The organism is Asaia sp. HumB (assembly GCF_030263835.1).
GTDB classification, from domain to species: domain Bacteria; phylum Pseudomonadota; class Alphaproteobacteria; order Acetobacterales; family Acetobacteraceae; genus Asaia; species Asaia bogorensis.
This window is the reverse complement of sequence record NZ_JARPML010000002.1, coordinates 1436138-1451400: the sequence shown is the minus strand read 5'-3', so window position 1 is coordinate 1451400 and position 15263 is coordinate 1436138. Positions and strand designations below refer to the sequence as shown.

The 15263-nt window shown below is 60.9% G+C and carries 13 protein-coding genes; 7 read left to right on the top strand and 6 right to left on the bottom strand.

Translation table 11 applies throughout. The features are described from left to right. Window positions 1-8: 8 nt before the first annotated feature. Both P5689_RS07600 and mlaD read right to left on the bottom strand, forming a co-directional pair. Window positions 9-215 (bottom strand): hypothetical protein, encoded by a 207-nt coding sequence (locus P5689_RS07600; protein ID WP_062165560.1) that lies wholly within the window; start codon window positions 213-215, stop codon window positions 9-11. Next, entirely contained in the window at window positions 212-712 is a 501-nt protein-coding gene (gene mlaD / locus P5689_RS07595; protein WP_023978262.1) for an outer membrane lipid asymmetry maintenance protein MlaD, read from the bottom strand. The genes P5689_RS07600 and mlaD overlap by 4 nt, the downstream gene beginning before the upstream one ends. A gap of 218 nt (window positions 713-930) precedes the next feature. Here mlaD and P5689_RS07590 point away from each other — a divergent pair, with 218 nt between their 5' ends. The 4 genes from P5689_RS07590 (at window position 931) to P5689_RS07575 (ending at window position 4775) form a co-directional block, all read left to right on the top strand. Next, complete coding sequence (locus P5689_RS07590) at window positions 931-2481, top strand: vitamin B12-dependent ribonucleotide reductase (RefSeq protein ID WP_285532674.1); 1551 nt, start codon at window positions 931-933, stop codon at window positions 2479-2481. A gap of 38 nt (window positions 2482-2519) precedes the next feature. Continuing rightward, complete coding sequence (locus P5689_RS07585; RefSeq protein WP_035444343.1) at window positions 2520-2996, top strand: RidA family protein; 477 nt, start codon at window positions 2520-2522, stop codon at window positions 2994-2996. A gap of 181 nt (window positions 2997-3177) precedes the next feature. After that, entirely contained in the window at window positions 3178-4347 is a 1170-nt protein-coding gene (locus P5689_RS07580; protein ID WP_285533860.1) for a GNAT family N-acetyltransferase, read from the top strand. A 191-nt stretch (window positions 4348-4538) separates the two neighbouring features. After that, window positions 4539-4775, top strand: coding sequence for a hypothetical protein (locus tag P5689_RS07575; RefSeq protein ID WP_166929388.1), 237 nt, complete (start codon window positions 4539-4541; stop codon window positions 4773-4775). Between the two features lie 116 nt (window positions 4776-4891). Here P5689_RS07575 and P5689_RS07570 read toward each other — a convergent pair whose 3' ends face one another. Together P5689_RS07570 and P5689_RS07565 are read right to left on the bottom strand one after the other, a co-directional pair. Then, window positions 4892-6931, bottom strand: coding sequence for a M1 family metallopeptidase (locus P5689_RS07570; protein WP_408868536.1), 2040 nt, complete (start codon window positions 6929-6931; stop codon window positions 4892-4894). A 215-nt stretch (window positions 6932-7146) separates the two neighbouring features. Beyond that, a complete protein-coding gene (locus P5689_RS07565) occupies window positions 7147-8379 on the bottom strand; it encodes a hypothetical protein (protein WP_023978259.1) in 1233 nt (410 codons plus the stop codon). A 421-nt stretch (window positions 8380-8800) separates the two neighbouring features. Here P5689_RS07565 and P5689_RS07560 point away from each other — a divergent pair, with 421 nt between their 5' ends. The 3 genes from P5689_RS07560 to P5689_RS07550 all read left to right on the top strand — a co-directional run bounded on the left by P5689_RS07560 (window position 8801) and on the right by P5689_RS07550 (window position 13061). Further along, window positions 8801-9199: a hypothetical protein gene (locus tag P5689_RS07560; RefSeq protein WP_035444345.1), complete on the top strand. Its 399-nt coding sequence runs from the start codon at window positions 8801-8803 to the stop codon at window positions 9197-9199. Between the two features lie 319 nt (window positions 9200-9518). Continuing rightward, a complete protein-coding gene (locus P5689_RS07555; RefSeq protein ID WP_244442080.1) occupies window positions 9519-11690 on the top strand; it encodes a TonB-dependent receptor domain-containing protein in 2172 nt (723 codons plus the stop codon). 9 nt (window positions 11691-11699) lie between these two features. Further along, the gene (locus tag P5689_RS07550) at window positions 11700-13061 is read left to right on the top strand and encodes a PepSY domain-containing protein (protein WP_285532672.1); all 1362 of its coding nucleotides are present in this window, start codon (window positions 11700-11702) and stop codon (window positions 13059-13061) included. Here the strand turns inward: P5689_RS07550 and P5689_RS07545 are convergent. Next, complete coding sequence (locus P5689_RS07545) at window positions 13047-13718, bottom strand: SCO family protein (RefSeq protein WP_285532671.1); 672 nt, start codon at window positions 13716-13718, stop codon at window positions 13047-13049. The two genes, P5689_RS07550 and P5689_RS07545, sit on opposite strands and share 15 nt — an antisense overlap. A 137-nt stretch (window positions 13719-13855) precedes the next feature. Beyond that, window positions 13856-15145, bottom strand: a complete 1290-nt coding sequence (gene ahcY / locus P5689_RS07540) for an adenosylhomocysteinase (protein WP_062165552.1) — start codon at window positions 15143-15145, stop codon at window positions 13856-13858. Window positions 15146-15263: the final 118 nt, after the last annotated feature.

Genomic DNA, 15263 nt, shown 5'->3' with positions numbered 1-15263 from the left:
GGCGCATTTCATGGATTGAGTTCTTCCAGCGCGTCGATCATGCCAGCCAGATGGCGGCGCATGACATCGGGGGCGACACCCATCAGCAAGGCATCCTCGAACACGTCCTGCAGCGTCTGGCGCAGCTCGGTGTCGTTCTCACGCAGGACCTTGAGTTTCTCTACGCAGGCAATGGGAGTGCCATTGCGGTCGGTCCAGGGCGTCGCCTCGCTCATGGGGTGGCGGCCTTGCGGCTCTTGTCGAGCGAATCCGTCACCGAGAAAATGAACTTGCTCAGAAGCTGTTCGAGGCTGATGGCCCCCTGGGTCTGCCCTACAACGGAGCCGGGTGTCAGGTTCTTTTCATCGCCGCCGGGGGAGAGAGCAATATACTTCCCTCCAAGCAGGCTGTCAGACGTCACGATGGCGGCGCTGTCGGTTGGCAGATTGATGCCATTGCGTACCGTGAAGCTGACCTGCGCACGATAGCTTTTCGGATCGACCTGCTCGGAGGTGACATGGCCCACCGTGATGCCGGCCAGACGGACATCCGACCCGACCGAAAGACCATCGATCTGGTTGAAAACGGCCTTGAGCATATAGCCGTCGCTGCCACCCTGATGACGGCCCAGAACGGCAAGGGCAAGCAGGGCCGCCAGGATCGCAAGAACCACGAAGCCGGTCGTCAGTTCGAGAAGATCGCGACGGGGGCGCACGCCAGACAGTGAACTCATGGGATTTGGCAACTCGCAGGCTTGGACCCCGGAAAGGGTGCGCTGTTGAAAGACAACCCTGCCAGTCCTACAGGCTTCGCTCGCAAGCGTCTATCACCCTGCCCTGGCGGGGGGCGGGAATGTTATCCACCATATCCCCATTTTGCGGACCATTATCCCCTGTGGGCGGTGCCGAAACACCCTTTTCCCGGCCCGAGTCGATGCCTAGATTCAAGGCTATGACAACGCTTCTCCATTGGAACGGGGTGCGTATGCGCACAACGCATGTCGCTGCCGATCCGGACGATCTCGCCCTGCGCGCCGTAACCCTTCCTGCAAGCTGGGAAGACGAAGCGGCGATAGCGCTTTTGCAGCTTTCGGCATCGACTGGCGCCTTGCGCCTTTCGAGCGAGGCCGCACGCTGGCTCGACCGGCTGACCAGCCTGCCTGCCCTGCCGGGTGATACAGTGGGCAGTGCCGGTCTTGGTGCTGCGCTGGCAGCTGCGTTGCTGGAACGACAGATGGCGCCGATGGCGCCACTCTGGCAGGGGCAGGTCGATCGTCGCAGCGGGTTCGTAGTCAATCTGGCGGCTTTTGTTCAGGAGGGTGATTTCAACGGCGAGGCCTTTGTCACGCTCATTCGCCTGGCCTGTAGCGCCCTGCGCCGCCTCCATGCGGTCAATGGCCCCATGCTCAACGGTGAGTTGCCGCTTTTCGACGGTCCTGCCACCGCAACACCCGAGCAGGAGGCTCAGGGTGGCCCCGCAGGGACGCTGCTTCTGACCAATCTGGATAGCTGTCTCGCCCTTATGGGGCTCGATTATGACAGTGAGACCGGGCGCGATGCGGCCTGCTATCTGTGCTGGCTTGCCACCTCCCTTGCGCGTCAGGGTGCAGGGCCTGTGCCGCTGCCTCCCGTCTCCTGCCCGATCCCGGGACTTGAGGTTACAGGGCGCCAGATACGCGACGAGATGGAGGATACGCTGCCCGATCTGCCCAACAGGGTGCTGATCGAGACCGGCTTCTCCCAGCCCGGCCCTGTCGATGCCCTGCTGGGCGTTGAAGCGTGTGGTCTGGCTCCCATCTTCTCGCCGTTGCGTGCCGATGGGACGCTGCGTGCAAGTGCCCTGTCACGGTTGGCGCATCGCGGGTTGACGCTGGAAGGCGCGTTCGCCCGTGCGGTACTGGGCGAAACCCCCCTGCCTCAGCCCGGACCCGATGCCCATCTGCTGATGCATCGCGCCCTGACCGGGTTTGTTGATCGTATGCCGGCGCGTCCTGACCCGGCGTCGCCCCTGCCTTTGCGTGCGCGTCTGGAGCGCGGTGTGCGTCGCCCCCTGCCGGCACGTCACGGCGGGTTCACGCAGCGCAGCGCGATTGGCGGCCATCGGCTCTATCTGAGGACGGGTGAATATGAAGATGGCTCGCTGGGCGAGATCTCGCTTACGCCCGGTCGTGAGAGCGCGATGGTGCGTGGCCTGCTTGAAAGCGTCGGACAGGCCGTGACCATCGGCCTTCAGCACGGTGCCCCGCTGGCGGCGTATGTCGAGCAGTTTGCCCATACGCGCTTCGGGCCTGCCGGTACGGTCGAAGGCGATCCTGTGGCGGCTTATGCCTCATCGCTGCTTGATTATGCCTTCAGGGCGTTGTCAGATAGTTATCTGGGGAAGCGTCTGCCCGACAGCGCACCCGAAGATCCTCACGTGATCGAGGAGGATCCGATGTTGCCGCTCGATATTCCGGGTGATCTTCCGCCGCATGAGCGTGGCAGGCTGCGATTGGTCAGCTGAGGGAGATCCCCTCAGCCCCTCTGCAAGGAGACAAGCCGATGTCACAGACCCCTGACGAAACCCCGACCGCCCGTTTAACCGCTCTTGGGCTTGCACTGCCCAAGGCCGCAGCCCCGGTGGCAACCTATGTGCCTGTGGCACGCACGGGCTCGCTTCTTGTCGTTTCGGGCCAGCTACCGCTTTCAGGCGGTACGCTCAAGGCCACGGGCAAGCTGGGTGAGGATGTTGCGGCCGAGCTGGGGCGTGAATGTGCCGAGCTCTGCTTTCTCAACATTCTCGCACAGGTGCAGGCCGAACTGGGCGATCTGGCCCGCGTGAAGCGCATTGTGCGTCTTGGTGGGTTCATTGCCTGCACGCCTGATTTCACACAGCACGCCACCGTCATGAATGGCGCCTCCGATCTGGCTGTTGCCGTGTTCGGTGACGCCGGGCGCCATGCCCGTTCCACCATTGGTGTACCCTCCTTGCCTTTGGATGCGCCGGTCGAGGTTGAGGCGCTGATCGAAATCGCCTGATCACCCCCGAAAGCCCTGCGGGCGTGGCATTTCTGCTGCCGCGCCTGACAGCGCTTTTCAGGACTGCCCTGCGCTCGTCAATCACAGCTGACAGACGCGCAGGATGCGCAAAGCCACGTTTTGCAGCCTGACTATGCCGGACAAGGTTGTTTTGCCTTCAGGCCCGGACCACATGCTGCCCATGACAGACTGGTCCCTGACGCTTCATGCGTCCATTGCCGAAATTGACGCCGCTCTCTGGGATCGCTGTGCCGGGGACGATAACCCCTTTATGTCCCACGGTTTCTTCCTGACGCTTGAGGAGAGTGGCTCTGTCGGGGCCAGAACAGGGTGGCTGCCGCGTTATGCGGCGCTCAGGAACGGCGAGGCGCTGGTTGCCGTAGCCCCCCTGTTTCTCAAGGGTCACTCCTACGGAGAATATGTTTTCGACCAGAGCTGGGCGCGCGCCTATGAGCAGGCGGGAGGGGATTATTATCCCAAGCTTCAGATCGCCGTCCCGTTTTCTCCCGTCAGCGGGCCGCGTCTGCTCATCGATCCAGTCGGGCTGATCCATGATCACCTGACGGAAGGGACAGTACGCGGGGTCTTTGGCGAGGCGCTGCGTCAGGCCTGTCAGGAGCTGGGTCTGTCCTCCATTCACATGACATTCTGCACCGGTCAGGAGCAGGAGGCTCTGGCCTCACATGGTTGGATGGAGCGGCTAGGCCTGCAATATCACTGGCATAACAATGGTTATCAGGATTTCGAGCAGTTTCTCGAAGCCCTGGCCTCGCGCAAACGCAAGGCGATCCGTCGTGAGCGGCGTGATGCACAGGGATGCGGGCTGGAATTTCGCACCTTGCGCGGGCCGGAAATCACCGGCCGCGACTGGGATCGGTTTTATGGATTCTATCAGGCGACCATCGACCGCAAATGGGGACAGGCCTATCTGACCCGCGCTTTCTTCTCGGGTCTGTCAGAGCGTCTGGGTGAGAAAATCGTGCTGATGCAAGCTTTGCACGAGGGCGAGCCCGTGGCAGCAGCGTTGAATCTGGCAGGGCGCGATACTCTCTATGGGCGCAACTGGGGATGCGAGGGCGAGTGGCCCTTCCTGCATTTCGAGCTGTGTTATTACCGTGCCATTGATTTTGCCATCACGCATGGCCTGTCTCGTGTCGAGGCAGGGGCGCAGGGTGAGCACAAGATCCAGCGTGGCTACCTGCCAAGCCTGACCTATTCGTCCCACTATATCCGAGATCCGGCTCTGGCGCGGGCTGTGCGGCCCTATCTTGCCGAGGAGAGACGGGCCATTCTCGAAGAGAAAGATGCACTCGCCGCTCTTTCGCCCTATCGCCATGAAAATAGTTGTTGAGAACGACTCTCACTATCATATAGGCTGACCCTGTTTCCGGGGTAATGCGGTTTTTCCCATGCCCCTCCGGCGGATTGAAATCCCGGGAGAGAACCCCCGCGACGACAATCCTTCGGGCCTTTTTTCCATGCGCCTTTGTCTGGCTGGGGGAAATGCTCCGGTTGGGGGCGCAGTCGCGAGGGTCAGACTGAATGATCAGATATCTTTCGACCGGCGCCGCCGATCTTGCCCGCTTGCTGGCGCAAAGCCATGGCAGCCGGGGCCGTGGGCCGCAGGGTGCCGCAACACACGGCCATATGGCCCAGTCCTCACTCGTCTGGGCCGAGGCTCAGATGTTTTTCGGCTTCGACAGTGCTGAGCGCAGCGAGGCATCTGCTTCGGGGGGCTCGACCCACTGGAGCGAGCGCACGGAAGGCCTCGCCATCTGAACGCGCTATTCTGGCAGGTACCGAAACGATCGGCCCTGCCAGAATGATGAATTCCCGTCCCTGACTTTCGCACTGGCCTGCCGGAAACCGGCAGGATGGATTCAGGGATAGGGATTTCAGGGGTGAGCGGGTTCCTGCGGGGCGGTTATCGTTGCCTGGGGCGACAGGCTCAGGCCGCTGCGATCGGGAATGGGCAGACCCTGATCAGGGTCGAGCGCAATCGTCTTGACTGCACCGTGATCGGGAAAGCTGAGGCTCAGCCGGTCATGAAGCGCCCAGGCCTCTGTCGGGATGAGACGCTCCTGATGTGACCCATCCTGCCAGGTTACACGCAGCAGCACAGGCAGAAGAAGCTTGCCCTCATTGCGCACGCCAATGGCGATGCTGCCGGGCTGCCCTTCCTTAGCGGGCTGGGTGGTCATGCCATCCAGACGGTATTGCGGCCACCAGTTCTCGAAATACCAGCCGCGCCAGAACCAGGTCAGATCCTCTCCCGCTGCGCTGGACATGAAGCGGAAGAAGTCCGACGGCGTGGGGTGTTTGAAGGCCCAGGCCCGGATATAGGCCCTGAAAGCCTCATCGAAGCGCTCTGGCCCGAGGATTTTCTCCCGAAGCAGCATCAGCCCGTAGGCACCTTTGAAATAGGTGACCTTGTGGCGGTATTTCTCCGGCACGAGCTCAGAGGGCATCATCAGGGTTGGCGCATCGGTGGCGGTGAGCACCGGCACGATGTCCTTCGCCGGGTCACCTGTTTCCGGGGCGAATTCCGCGTCTTTCTTGGGCGCGTATTCACCGTGGTTGAAATGCTGTGAGGCATAGGCGTCGATGAAGGTATTGAACCCCTCATCCATGAAGGCATGGCGGCGCTCATTGCTGCCGACGATCATGGGGAACCAGCCGTGGCCCAGCTCATGGGTGGTGATCCAGAACAGTACATCGTTCCTGTCCTGCCAGCCATCGAACACGATGCCCGGATATTCCATTCCCGCACCATGGCCGCCAAGATTGACGGCGTTGGGCCAGGGGTAGGGATACCATTGTGACGAGAAATACTCGATCGCGTGTTTGACATATTCCGTCGAGCGGTCCCATGCCTGCGGCCCTGCGCCTTCACGTGGATAGACGGACATGGCCAGACGCGGCTGCGGTTTCTGGCCTTTGGCTGCGGGCAGGGCAGGCAGGTCGAGTCTGGCAGCATCCCAGATGAAAACAGGCGAGGCCGCAAAGGCCACGTCGCGCGTATTTTCCATATGAAAGCGCCAGGTTTTCTCGCCCGAGCGGGCGAGGTGGCTGGCAGGGTCAAGCACATCCTGTGCCGTGCGGATGAGAACGCGCTTGTCACTTTTGGCGGCTTCAGCCAGACGCGCCCGCTCTGTCGGGGTCAGCACATCCTGCGGGTTGGTGAGTGCGCCTGAGCCGACAACCGTAAAATTCCACGGCACGGTCACGGCGTAGTCGATGGTGCCATATTCCAGATAGAATTCCTGCCCCAGATAAGGGAGCGTGTCCCAGCCGCGCAGATCGTCATAAACGCTCATGCGAGGATACCATTGGGCAATCTCGTAAATCTTCCCGTCCTTGACCGGGGTGACGGCAGTACGACCGCCCCAGAGGCCGGGAATGGTGTGATGCCACGTAACATGCAGCCTGAGCTGCTTTCCGCCCGCGGCAAGAGGGGCAGGTAGGGTGATCTGCATGCGCGTGTCTGAAATACGAAAGGAGACCGGCTTCTCATGGCCGTTTTCCTCAATAGCAACATGCTCGATCACGAAGCCATCCGAGCTGGCAGGATGCCAGTCCGGATAGGCCACCCATGAGCGGGAATCCTTGCGATACATGTTCTGGTCGAGTTGCAGCCACAACACCTCAAGGGCATCGGGGCTGTTATTCGTATAGGTGATGGTCTCCGCGCCGCTCAGGGTCTGGCTGCCCGTATCGATGCGTGAGTCGATGCGATAATCGGCGCGGTTCTGCCAGTAGCCGGGACCAGGATGACCGGAGCCGGTGCGGTTCCACAAACCCGGAGCATCGGGAAGGACCAGCGTATCAAAGACAGGCCGCATGGAGAGGGGCATGGACTGGCTGGGCGCAGGTCGCGCCGCCAGCGAGGTGCCCAGACAGGACGCCACACCAATAAGAGGGATAAGCAAGCGCATCGGAAAGAGACCTTGTCGACTGGGGATACCCGTTCCCTAATCGTTTCACTTCCGATCTCATTAGACAAGACGGTTTTATCTGGCTCTGTGCAGCCAGTAATGCCGGATGGGTTTCCGGCGCGTCAGACGCAGAAAGGGCGCTTTCTCAGAGTATACGCCAGTACCAGAGGTGGGTACCGCCATACAGCCAGTGAAAGCGCCCCTCAGGAGTCAGATCAGACTGCCTGCCAGTGCGGGGTGTGGTGCTTGTAGGGCGTGTCGAATTCCTCGATCAGGCGGCTGAACACATGGTGGTCATGCACGCTGGTCGGTGCCAGAGGCGCGAGACCCGACACGTCGCGATGGATCAGGCGGTTCAACGCACGGTTGAACACGCCCGGACCGGTCTTGTAGGCGATGAACAGGCCAGGATGGAGATAGCAGTTACGGTAGATGTTCAGCAGGGCTTCGTTCAGCAGCGGGCTCTGGGCCACGGCACCGAAGAAATCGTTATGAACAACGTTGTTATGTGTCAGGAACAGGACGTTCTGCTCGTGGCGGTCCAGCATGAATTGCAGGGCCTGCTCGTCACGGATGCGGATGTCGGCATCGAGCCACCAGCCGCCAAGCGCCTGAATGACATGGACGCGCAGGATATCGGCTGCTTCCGCCGGATGACGCGCACCGAGGAAAAGCGAACGGGCCTCGACGCCATAGACATCATAGAGCCACTGTTCGGCCTCGGGCTTGTCGAAAATCTTGACGTCGAGTCCGGAAATCTGGCGATGGAACTCGAAATTGCGCTGAATCTCTTCGGGTGGGTTCTTGTCCCAGTAGAGGAAAAGCTTGTTCGGGATCACGCGATGATCGGCGCATCCTTTGGTAAAGGGGAAGTTCGCCTGGAGCGCGAAGCCCAGATACAGGGAGTCGATTTCCTCACCTGTATGAAATTCCTCGAAGGCATTGGCCGTCAGACGCATGGCCCCTGTGGGGTCGCCTTCACGCCAGGCTTTATAGACACTCTCGATGAAATTGGCATGGGGAATGCACAGGGCGCGCAGTTCGGCCACTTCATGGGCGGGCAGATCGTTACCGGATTTCAGCAGGCAAAGCAGTCGCGCCTGAAGCAGCGACTGGGCCAGAGGATATTCACCATGGCTTTTGGAATGCATGTCGAACGCCACACGATAAAAGCGCGACGCCTCCTGTACGCGAAAGCTCGTATGCAGGATATTGGCCAGGGTGAAGGCATGCATGACGGTCTTGCAGCCATTCTGGTGATAGAAACCGATGGCCTGCCCGTCATGAGCGAAGTCCTCATCGGTCAGTGCGTCCAACCCTGCCAGCGTGGCTGGCGAAGGGGCGCTGTGCATTTCGGCTTCGGCCACAGGGGTCTCCTCGGACCTGAGTTCATCCCAAGCGTCGATATCGGCCGATGCAGGGTCTGATCCCGGATTCTTGCTGTCCATTGCCCTTGAATTCCCGCTTCTGTGACAAATGCTTCAGCGACCTATCTCACATCTGTATCCATATGTCCATTCATAGATTTCGACAGTAATGGAACATATTATCAATTTATTTCTATCTTTATAATATATGTGTTTAACAATGATGCTGAAATATTGGGAAATGAAAACCTGCCTTCTCGATATGCGGCCGTCTGCGGATGGTTAATTGGACCGATATGTCCTTGTCTTGTAAAAGCCAAATAAAGGCTCGATGTTTCCTGTTCATTATCAGTATATTATTGCTCTTTGTCTTTGCCCCCCGCAAGACGCGGGCATCCATGTGGCTTTTAAGCCCGTCGCTCGGCAATTCTGCGAGCGCCTATGGTCGGCGCAACATCAAGGCAGTGGGCAAAGCCCGACTGATCGCCTAGTGAGAGAAGTCATGGCATCTGCGCGGCAAAACAACAGGGTAAGGGCAGTTTTCTGGCTTCTGAGCCTGTTTGCCGTCGCAATGCGTCTTGTCGCCGGATCACCAGTCCCGGCCTTCACGCTCTCATCGGACGACCCTCAGGGTATGTTGAGTGCGCTTGAAGTCTTGTGCGACAGCACCGCGCCCGCCAGCTCTGGTGGAAAGCATCACGACACCGTGTGTGCCGATGACACGGCCTGTCTTGTCAGCGCGATGGAGTCCCATGCGCCTCTCCTGACTGCGCTTGTCCTTGCTTCTGTTCTGGCTGGACCGGGCTTGTACCGTTGCTTCTGGCGCTTCCCACCGATACGCGGGCCACCCTGCGACGGGTTTGTGACCCGCTCGGCCCAGGGGCCACCCGCCATCACCTGACCCCTTTCGACTCATGATGTCCCAGGGCGCTGTTCCGCGTCCGATGACTCATGACCTCCGTTCCCTGTCAGGTTTATGGTCAATGCCCCTTATTCATCGCGCTGCTCTGCTATGCGGCAGCACAGTCCCGGCCCTGTTTGCATGGGGCTGCGCATCCTCTTTCGCGTCCACCGTTCCGGCTACCAACCCGGAATGGCCGGCGCATCATCCGGTGCGCGCCCCGTCCGCACATACCCCTTCAGCCGGGTCGCCCCACAGACCTGACCGGCTGGCAGCCCCCCGATCTGTGAATCCGACCGCGCATGGGGAAGCAAAACCCGTGCCTGAGTCCATCCTCGTCAGGGGACAGGCGCGCGGGCCTGTCACCCTCTCGCCTGTGGGCCAGACCACCTACAGCGCCGAGCGCACGGATTTTGCCAGTCATGTGGCCCAGAACGTGGCGGACATGCTGGTGACGGTGCCGGGGGCGAGCTTCCTTCAGGGGAACGGCCCGCGTGATACCGTGGTCTCCATCCGCGGGTCAGGCGCCCGTCAATCCTACGGGCTGCGCAACCTGCAAGTATCCGAGGACGGATTTCCCGTCACCCAGCCCGATGGCACGGCGCGTGCCGATCTGATCGATCCTCATGCCTATGAGGGGGTCGATGTGTTTCAGGGGCCGGCCTCCACGCTTTACGGAAACTACGCCATCAATGGCGCAATCAATTTCCGCACGCGCAGCGGCGCGTCGATCCACGGGCTCGAACTCGGCTCGGATTTCGGCAGCTTTGGCATGTTCAACAATTACATGACGCTGGGCGCAGGCAATCGAGTCTATGACTTCATGCTTTTTGCCAGCGATGTGCGCAGCGACGGATTTATTGCCAATAGTCAGTATGCAACCTCGACCGAGAACATGCGCCTGCGTGTATCGCTCTCCCCCAGCGACCGTCTTGTTCTGAAATTCATCAATAACGTGACCGATGCGTTCCTGCCGCTGCGGCTGTCACTGAACCAGTATCGACTCAATCCCTATCAGCGGGGATGCGCTACGGCTTCCGGGGCCGCTGCCGGATGCGGCACGGTTTCGCTCTATCGCAACGGCGCCTATGGCGCACAGACCGCCGTGACACCGCAGCAGGCCAATCTGGGTCGCTTCGATAGGCGCAGTATCGTTGGGCTGCGATGGGAGCACGATTTCACGCCGCGTATGGTCTGGCGCACCCAGTTCACCTATGACCAGCGCCATGTCGAGCAGCCGACTTCGACCACAGCCTTTGTGGGGCCTTTCAACTCCTACAATGTCCAGACGGATCTCACCCGTCGCGACACGCTCGGTAAAACGCCCCTTACCAGCTTTGTCGGGGCGAATTTCGACTACATGGATTACGGCTATCAGGTTTATGCCCTGTTGCCGCAGGCGGGGGCCATGCGGGGCAGCGAGACATCGACCTCTTATGGCCATCAGTGGAATATCGGCCTGCGTTTTGAGGAAGACTGGCAGTTTGCGCCCAGATGGCATGCGGTGATCGGGCTTGGTGGCACGCAATCCGATATTGGAGCGGTGCAGACCGTCTATAGCCGCAGCGCCACCGCCACGCGGGCGCAATACATCACGGCCAACCGGCGCTTTTTCAACCTTGCCCCTGAGGCCTCGGTCGTCTTCACCCCTGACAAGGCCTGGACCTGGCATGCGCGGCTCGGCACGGCCTATGCCACGCCGGGCTATTCCAGCTTTTTCGTCACACCGCAGGGCAATTACGGCAACAACACCCAGCTCAAGAGCCAGAGCAGCCTCGGGATCGATCTGGGCACGGCATGGCACCCGTCGCCGGTTGTGGATATCCAGGCGACCGGATTTTATGAATTCTACAGGAACGAACTGGTCAGCCAGTCGGCTGGGGTGAATACCCAGGCAGGCAGCTACACCTTCAATGCGCCGGCCTCGCAGCATCGTGGCGTGGAACTTGCCGCTACGTGGCAGGCCCTTCCGCATAGCCTGCCGGGGGCGAAGCTGCGCCTGTCCTATACCTATGACAACCAGATCTACGCGAATTACACCGAGATCCTGTCAAACAGCACGCTGTCACGCAGCTTTTCACGCAACGGGAATCTGATCCCCGGGGTCATGCCGCATTTCCTGAATGGGCGTGTGCTCTATGACCAGCCTTCTGGGTCCTTTGAGGGGCTTGGCGGATTTGCCGAAGTGACATGGCGCAGCGCCTTTTTTATCGACAACGCCAATCTGCTCAAAGTCCCCGGATATGGTCTGCTTAATCTGGAGGTGCATTACGACCCGCCCGCAAGGCTGGGTTGGGTGCATCGTCTGCACAGCTATGTCGAGGTGCAGAATGTCGCCAATACTGTCTATGCCGCAGGGGCGACGACCATCAGTGACAGCCTTCTCGCCAATGGGCAGCAGGCTGGAGCCTCCGTATTGGCTGCAAAGACAGGCTCGATCTATGCGGGTAGCCCACGCGCCTTTTTTGGCGGTGTGAGGGTACGGTTCTGAGGAATGACCATGACACAGAATTCCCGCACCCCTCGCTCTGTTTATTCCCGTCCGGTCTGGCCCGATCGGGCCATGCTCTGGCGCTGGCATTTCTTCGCCGGGCTGTTTTGCCTGCCCTTCGTGATCATGCTCTGCGTGACCGGATCGCTCTATCTGTTCAAACCCCAGATCGAGACCTGGCTCGACCGCCATATCGATCATGCCGTTACGCAAGGATCGCCGCAAACCGTGAGCGCCCAGCGTGACGCCGCACTGGCCGCCGTGCCGGGAGGGCATTTCCTCGCACTGGAGATGCCGTTCCGCAAAACTCAGGCCACACGTGTTCTAGTGGCTCATGGGGCAGATGTGGCGCGTGTCTATATCGACCCTGTCACGCTCAGGGTTCTGGCCCAGCGCGACGAGCAGACGCGTTTCGAACGGCTGGTGTTCCGGCTGCACGGGCAATTGCTGATCGGCAACTGGGGTTCCGTCATCATGGAAATGGTCGCGTCCTGGACACTGGTCCTGATTGTAACCGGACTCCTGCTCTGGTGGCCGCGAAAAGCGGGTGCGGGCGGTACCATCCTGCCGAGGCTGAGCGCGAAAAATCGCCTGTTCTGGCGCGACCTCCATGCTGTCGGGGGGATGTGGATCTCGCTCGTTCTTGTGCTGTTTCTGGTGTCCGGTCTGCCTTGGTCCTTTGTCTGGGGCTCGGCCTTCGCTGCGGTCGAAAGCCGTATCGGCAGGCTGGTTGCCGTCCAGGACTGGGAGATCGGGGCGGTACCTATCGCTGCGACACTTTCAGGCCATGCCACCATGCCTGGCATGTCGGACGCCGAAATGGCGGGCATGGCAATGGACGCCGCGCCTCAGCCCATGTCGCCGCAGGGGGGGCTGGACGCTGTGTATGAAACGGCGCGCCAGCTTGCTTTCCCTGCGCCAACCCTCATCACCCCGCCAGCCAGTGCCAAGGACGTATGGCACATACGCTCCGATGCCCAGAACCGCCCGAAGCGGGTCGAGGCCAGCGTGACAGCGCAAGGGGAGGTCACTCATGTCACCCGTTTTGCCGATAAAAGGCTGTCCGACCGGTTGATCGGCTACGGCGTTGCCTTCCACGAGGGGCATCTGTTCGGGGTCCTGAATCTGCTCCTGAACCTCATTGTCGCGCTCTTGCTCACCCTTGCCTCGGTGGCAGCGCTCATGCTCTGGCTCAGACGCCGCCGGCCGGGCCATCTCGATGCCCCGCAGAATTCGCCGCGACCCATTGGCTGGGGTGCGTTGGCGGTCATGGGGGTTATGGGAATTCTTCTACCCGAGCTTGGGGCCTCGTTGCTGCTGCTGGCATTGGCGGGGCGGTTTCTGGGCGGGCGGTTTTCAGCGCTTCGCTAGATAGGGCGCGAGATTATGGGCCACCGTGGCGGGGCTCGAATCAGCTGGCAGGATGGCCTGCAGGTGATTCTGGCCATCCATGAGATAGAGCACGGAGGAATGGTCGATCCGGTAATCCCCCATTCCCTCATCGCCCCTGTCATGGCCTGCCATGGGGTCCACGGTCACATGGGACGTCACATGAAAAGCCTTGGCGACAGCATCGATCTGGGCGGCTGTGCCCGTCAGGCCGATGATCTCGGGTGAGAAGCGCCGCGTATAGACCCCGATATCCTCGGGGCGGTCGCGCTCCGGATCGAGTGTGATGAAAAGCGGGACGGGGCGCTGTGTTCCGGGCGGGAGCAGCGTATAGGCCTGCGCCACTGTTGCGAGCGTCAACGGGCAGACGTCGAGGCAGTGTGTATAGCCGAAATAGATGAGGGTCTGACGCCCGGCGAAACGCGCCTGGGTGGTTGGGTGATTGGCGCTGTCGATCAGGCTATAGGGCCCGCCCATTTGTGTTGTGTGCCGATGGGCGGTCAGGGCCTGCCACCCGATGGCCCCGGCAAACAGCCCGGCAATGATCAGCGTGGGCATGGCCCAGAGGCGTAATGCCGCCCGCCGGGAGCCAAGTTGTTTTGATCGGGCAGGTCTGGGGGCGGAGCGTTTTCGGGCCATGCGCGTCTCCCTTGTGGAAGAGGCGGGGCTCTGCCCCGCTCCCCGGAAAGGGGCGAAGCCCCTTTCATCCCTACAAGAGGGGAACCAGAGGGTCCAGCCCTCCGGTGATTTGCAGGGCTCAGCCCTGCGTAACCCTCTTAGTAGCGGTATTCTTCGTGCTTGAACGGACCGGCAACTGGCACGCCGATGTAATCGGCCTGCTTGTCGCTCATCTTGCTCAGCTCGGCGCCGACCTTGGCGAGATGCAGCGCAGCCACCTTCTCGTCCAGCTTCTTCGGCAGGGTGTAGACCTTGACGTCGTACTGGCCCGGCTTTGCCGTCCAGAGTTCGATCTGTGCAAGCGTCTGATTGGTGAAGGAGGCCGACATCACGAAGGAGGGGTGACCCGTGGCGTTGCCGAGGTTCACGAGGCGGCCTTCAGACAGCAGGATGATGCGCTTGCCGTCGGGGAACTCGATCTCGTCCACCTGCGGCTTGACGTTGTCCCACTTGTAGTTGCGCAGGGCCTCGACCTGAATTTCGCTGTCGAAATGCCCGATATTGCACACGATGGCGCGGTGCTTCATCTCGCGCATATGCTCGACGGTGATGATGTCGACATTGCCTGTGCAGGTCACGAAGATATCGCCACGCGGTGCGGCGGCTTCCATCGTCACGACCTCATAGCCTTCCATCGCGGCCTGCAGGGCGCAGATCGGATCGACTTCGGTCACGAGCACGCGGCAGCCTGCATTGCGCAGCGAGGCGGCCGAGCCCTTGCCCACGTCGCCATAACCGGCAACCACGGCAACCTTGCCCGCCATCATGACGTCGGTGCCACGGCGGATGGCGTCTACCAGGCTCTCGCGGCAGCCATAGAGATTGTCGAATTTCGACTTGGTGACGCTGTCATTCACGTTGATGGCCGGAACCTTCAGCGTGCCCTTCTTCGCCATTTCCCACAGGCGATGCACGCCCGTGGTCGTCTCTTCGGACAGGCCGCGCACGTCGTTCAGCATCTCGGGGTACTTGTCGTGCATGAGCACGGTCAGGTCGCCGCCGTCATCGAGGATCATGTTCGGTGTCCAGCCATCAGGACCCTTGATGGTCTGCTCGATGCACCACCAGAATTCTTCTTCGCTCAGGCCCTTCCAGGCGAAAACCGGCACGCCGGTTGCGGCGATGGCGGCAGCAGCCTGGTCCTGGGTCGAGAAGATGTTGCAGGACGACCAGCGCACGGTCGCGCCCAGAGCCGTCAGCGTCTCGATCAGCACGGCGGTCTGGATGGTCATGTGCAGACAGCCCGCAATGCGCGCGCCCTTGAGCGGCTGGCTGGCGCCGTATTCCTCGCGGAGCGCCATCAGGCCGGGCATTTCGCCCTCGGCAATGGAGATTTCCTTGCGGCCCCATTCGGCCAGGGCGATGTCGCGCACCTTGTAATCGGTCATTCTGAAACCCTTGTTTCTCTGGTGAGGGGCATTTGTATAGAGCGAGTTCCGGCTTTGGGCCAGCGCGCATGAAAAAAGGCGCCCGATCCGCTCAGGATCAGACGCCTTTTGCTGATGC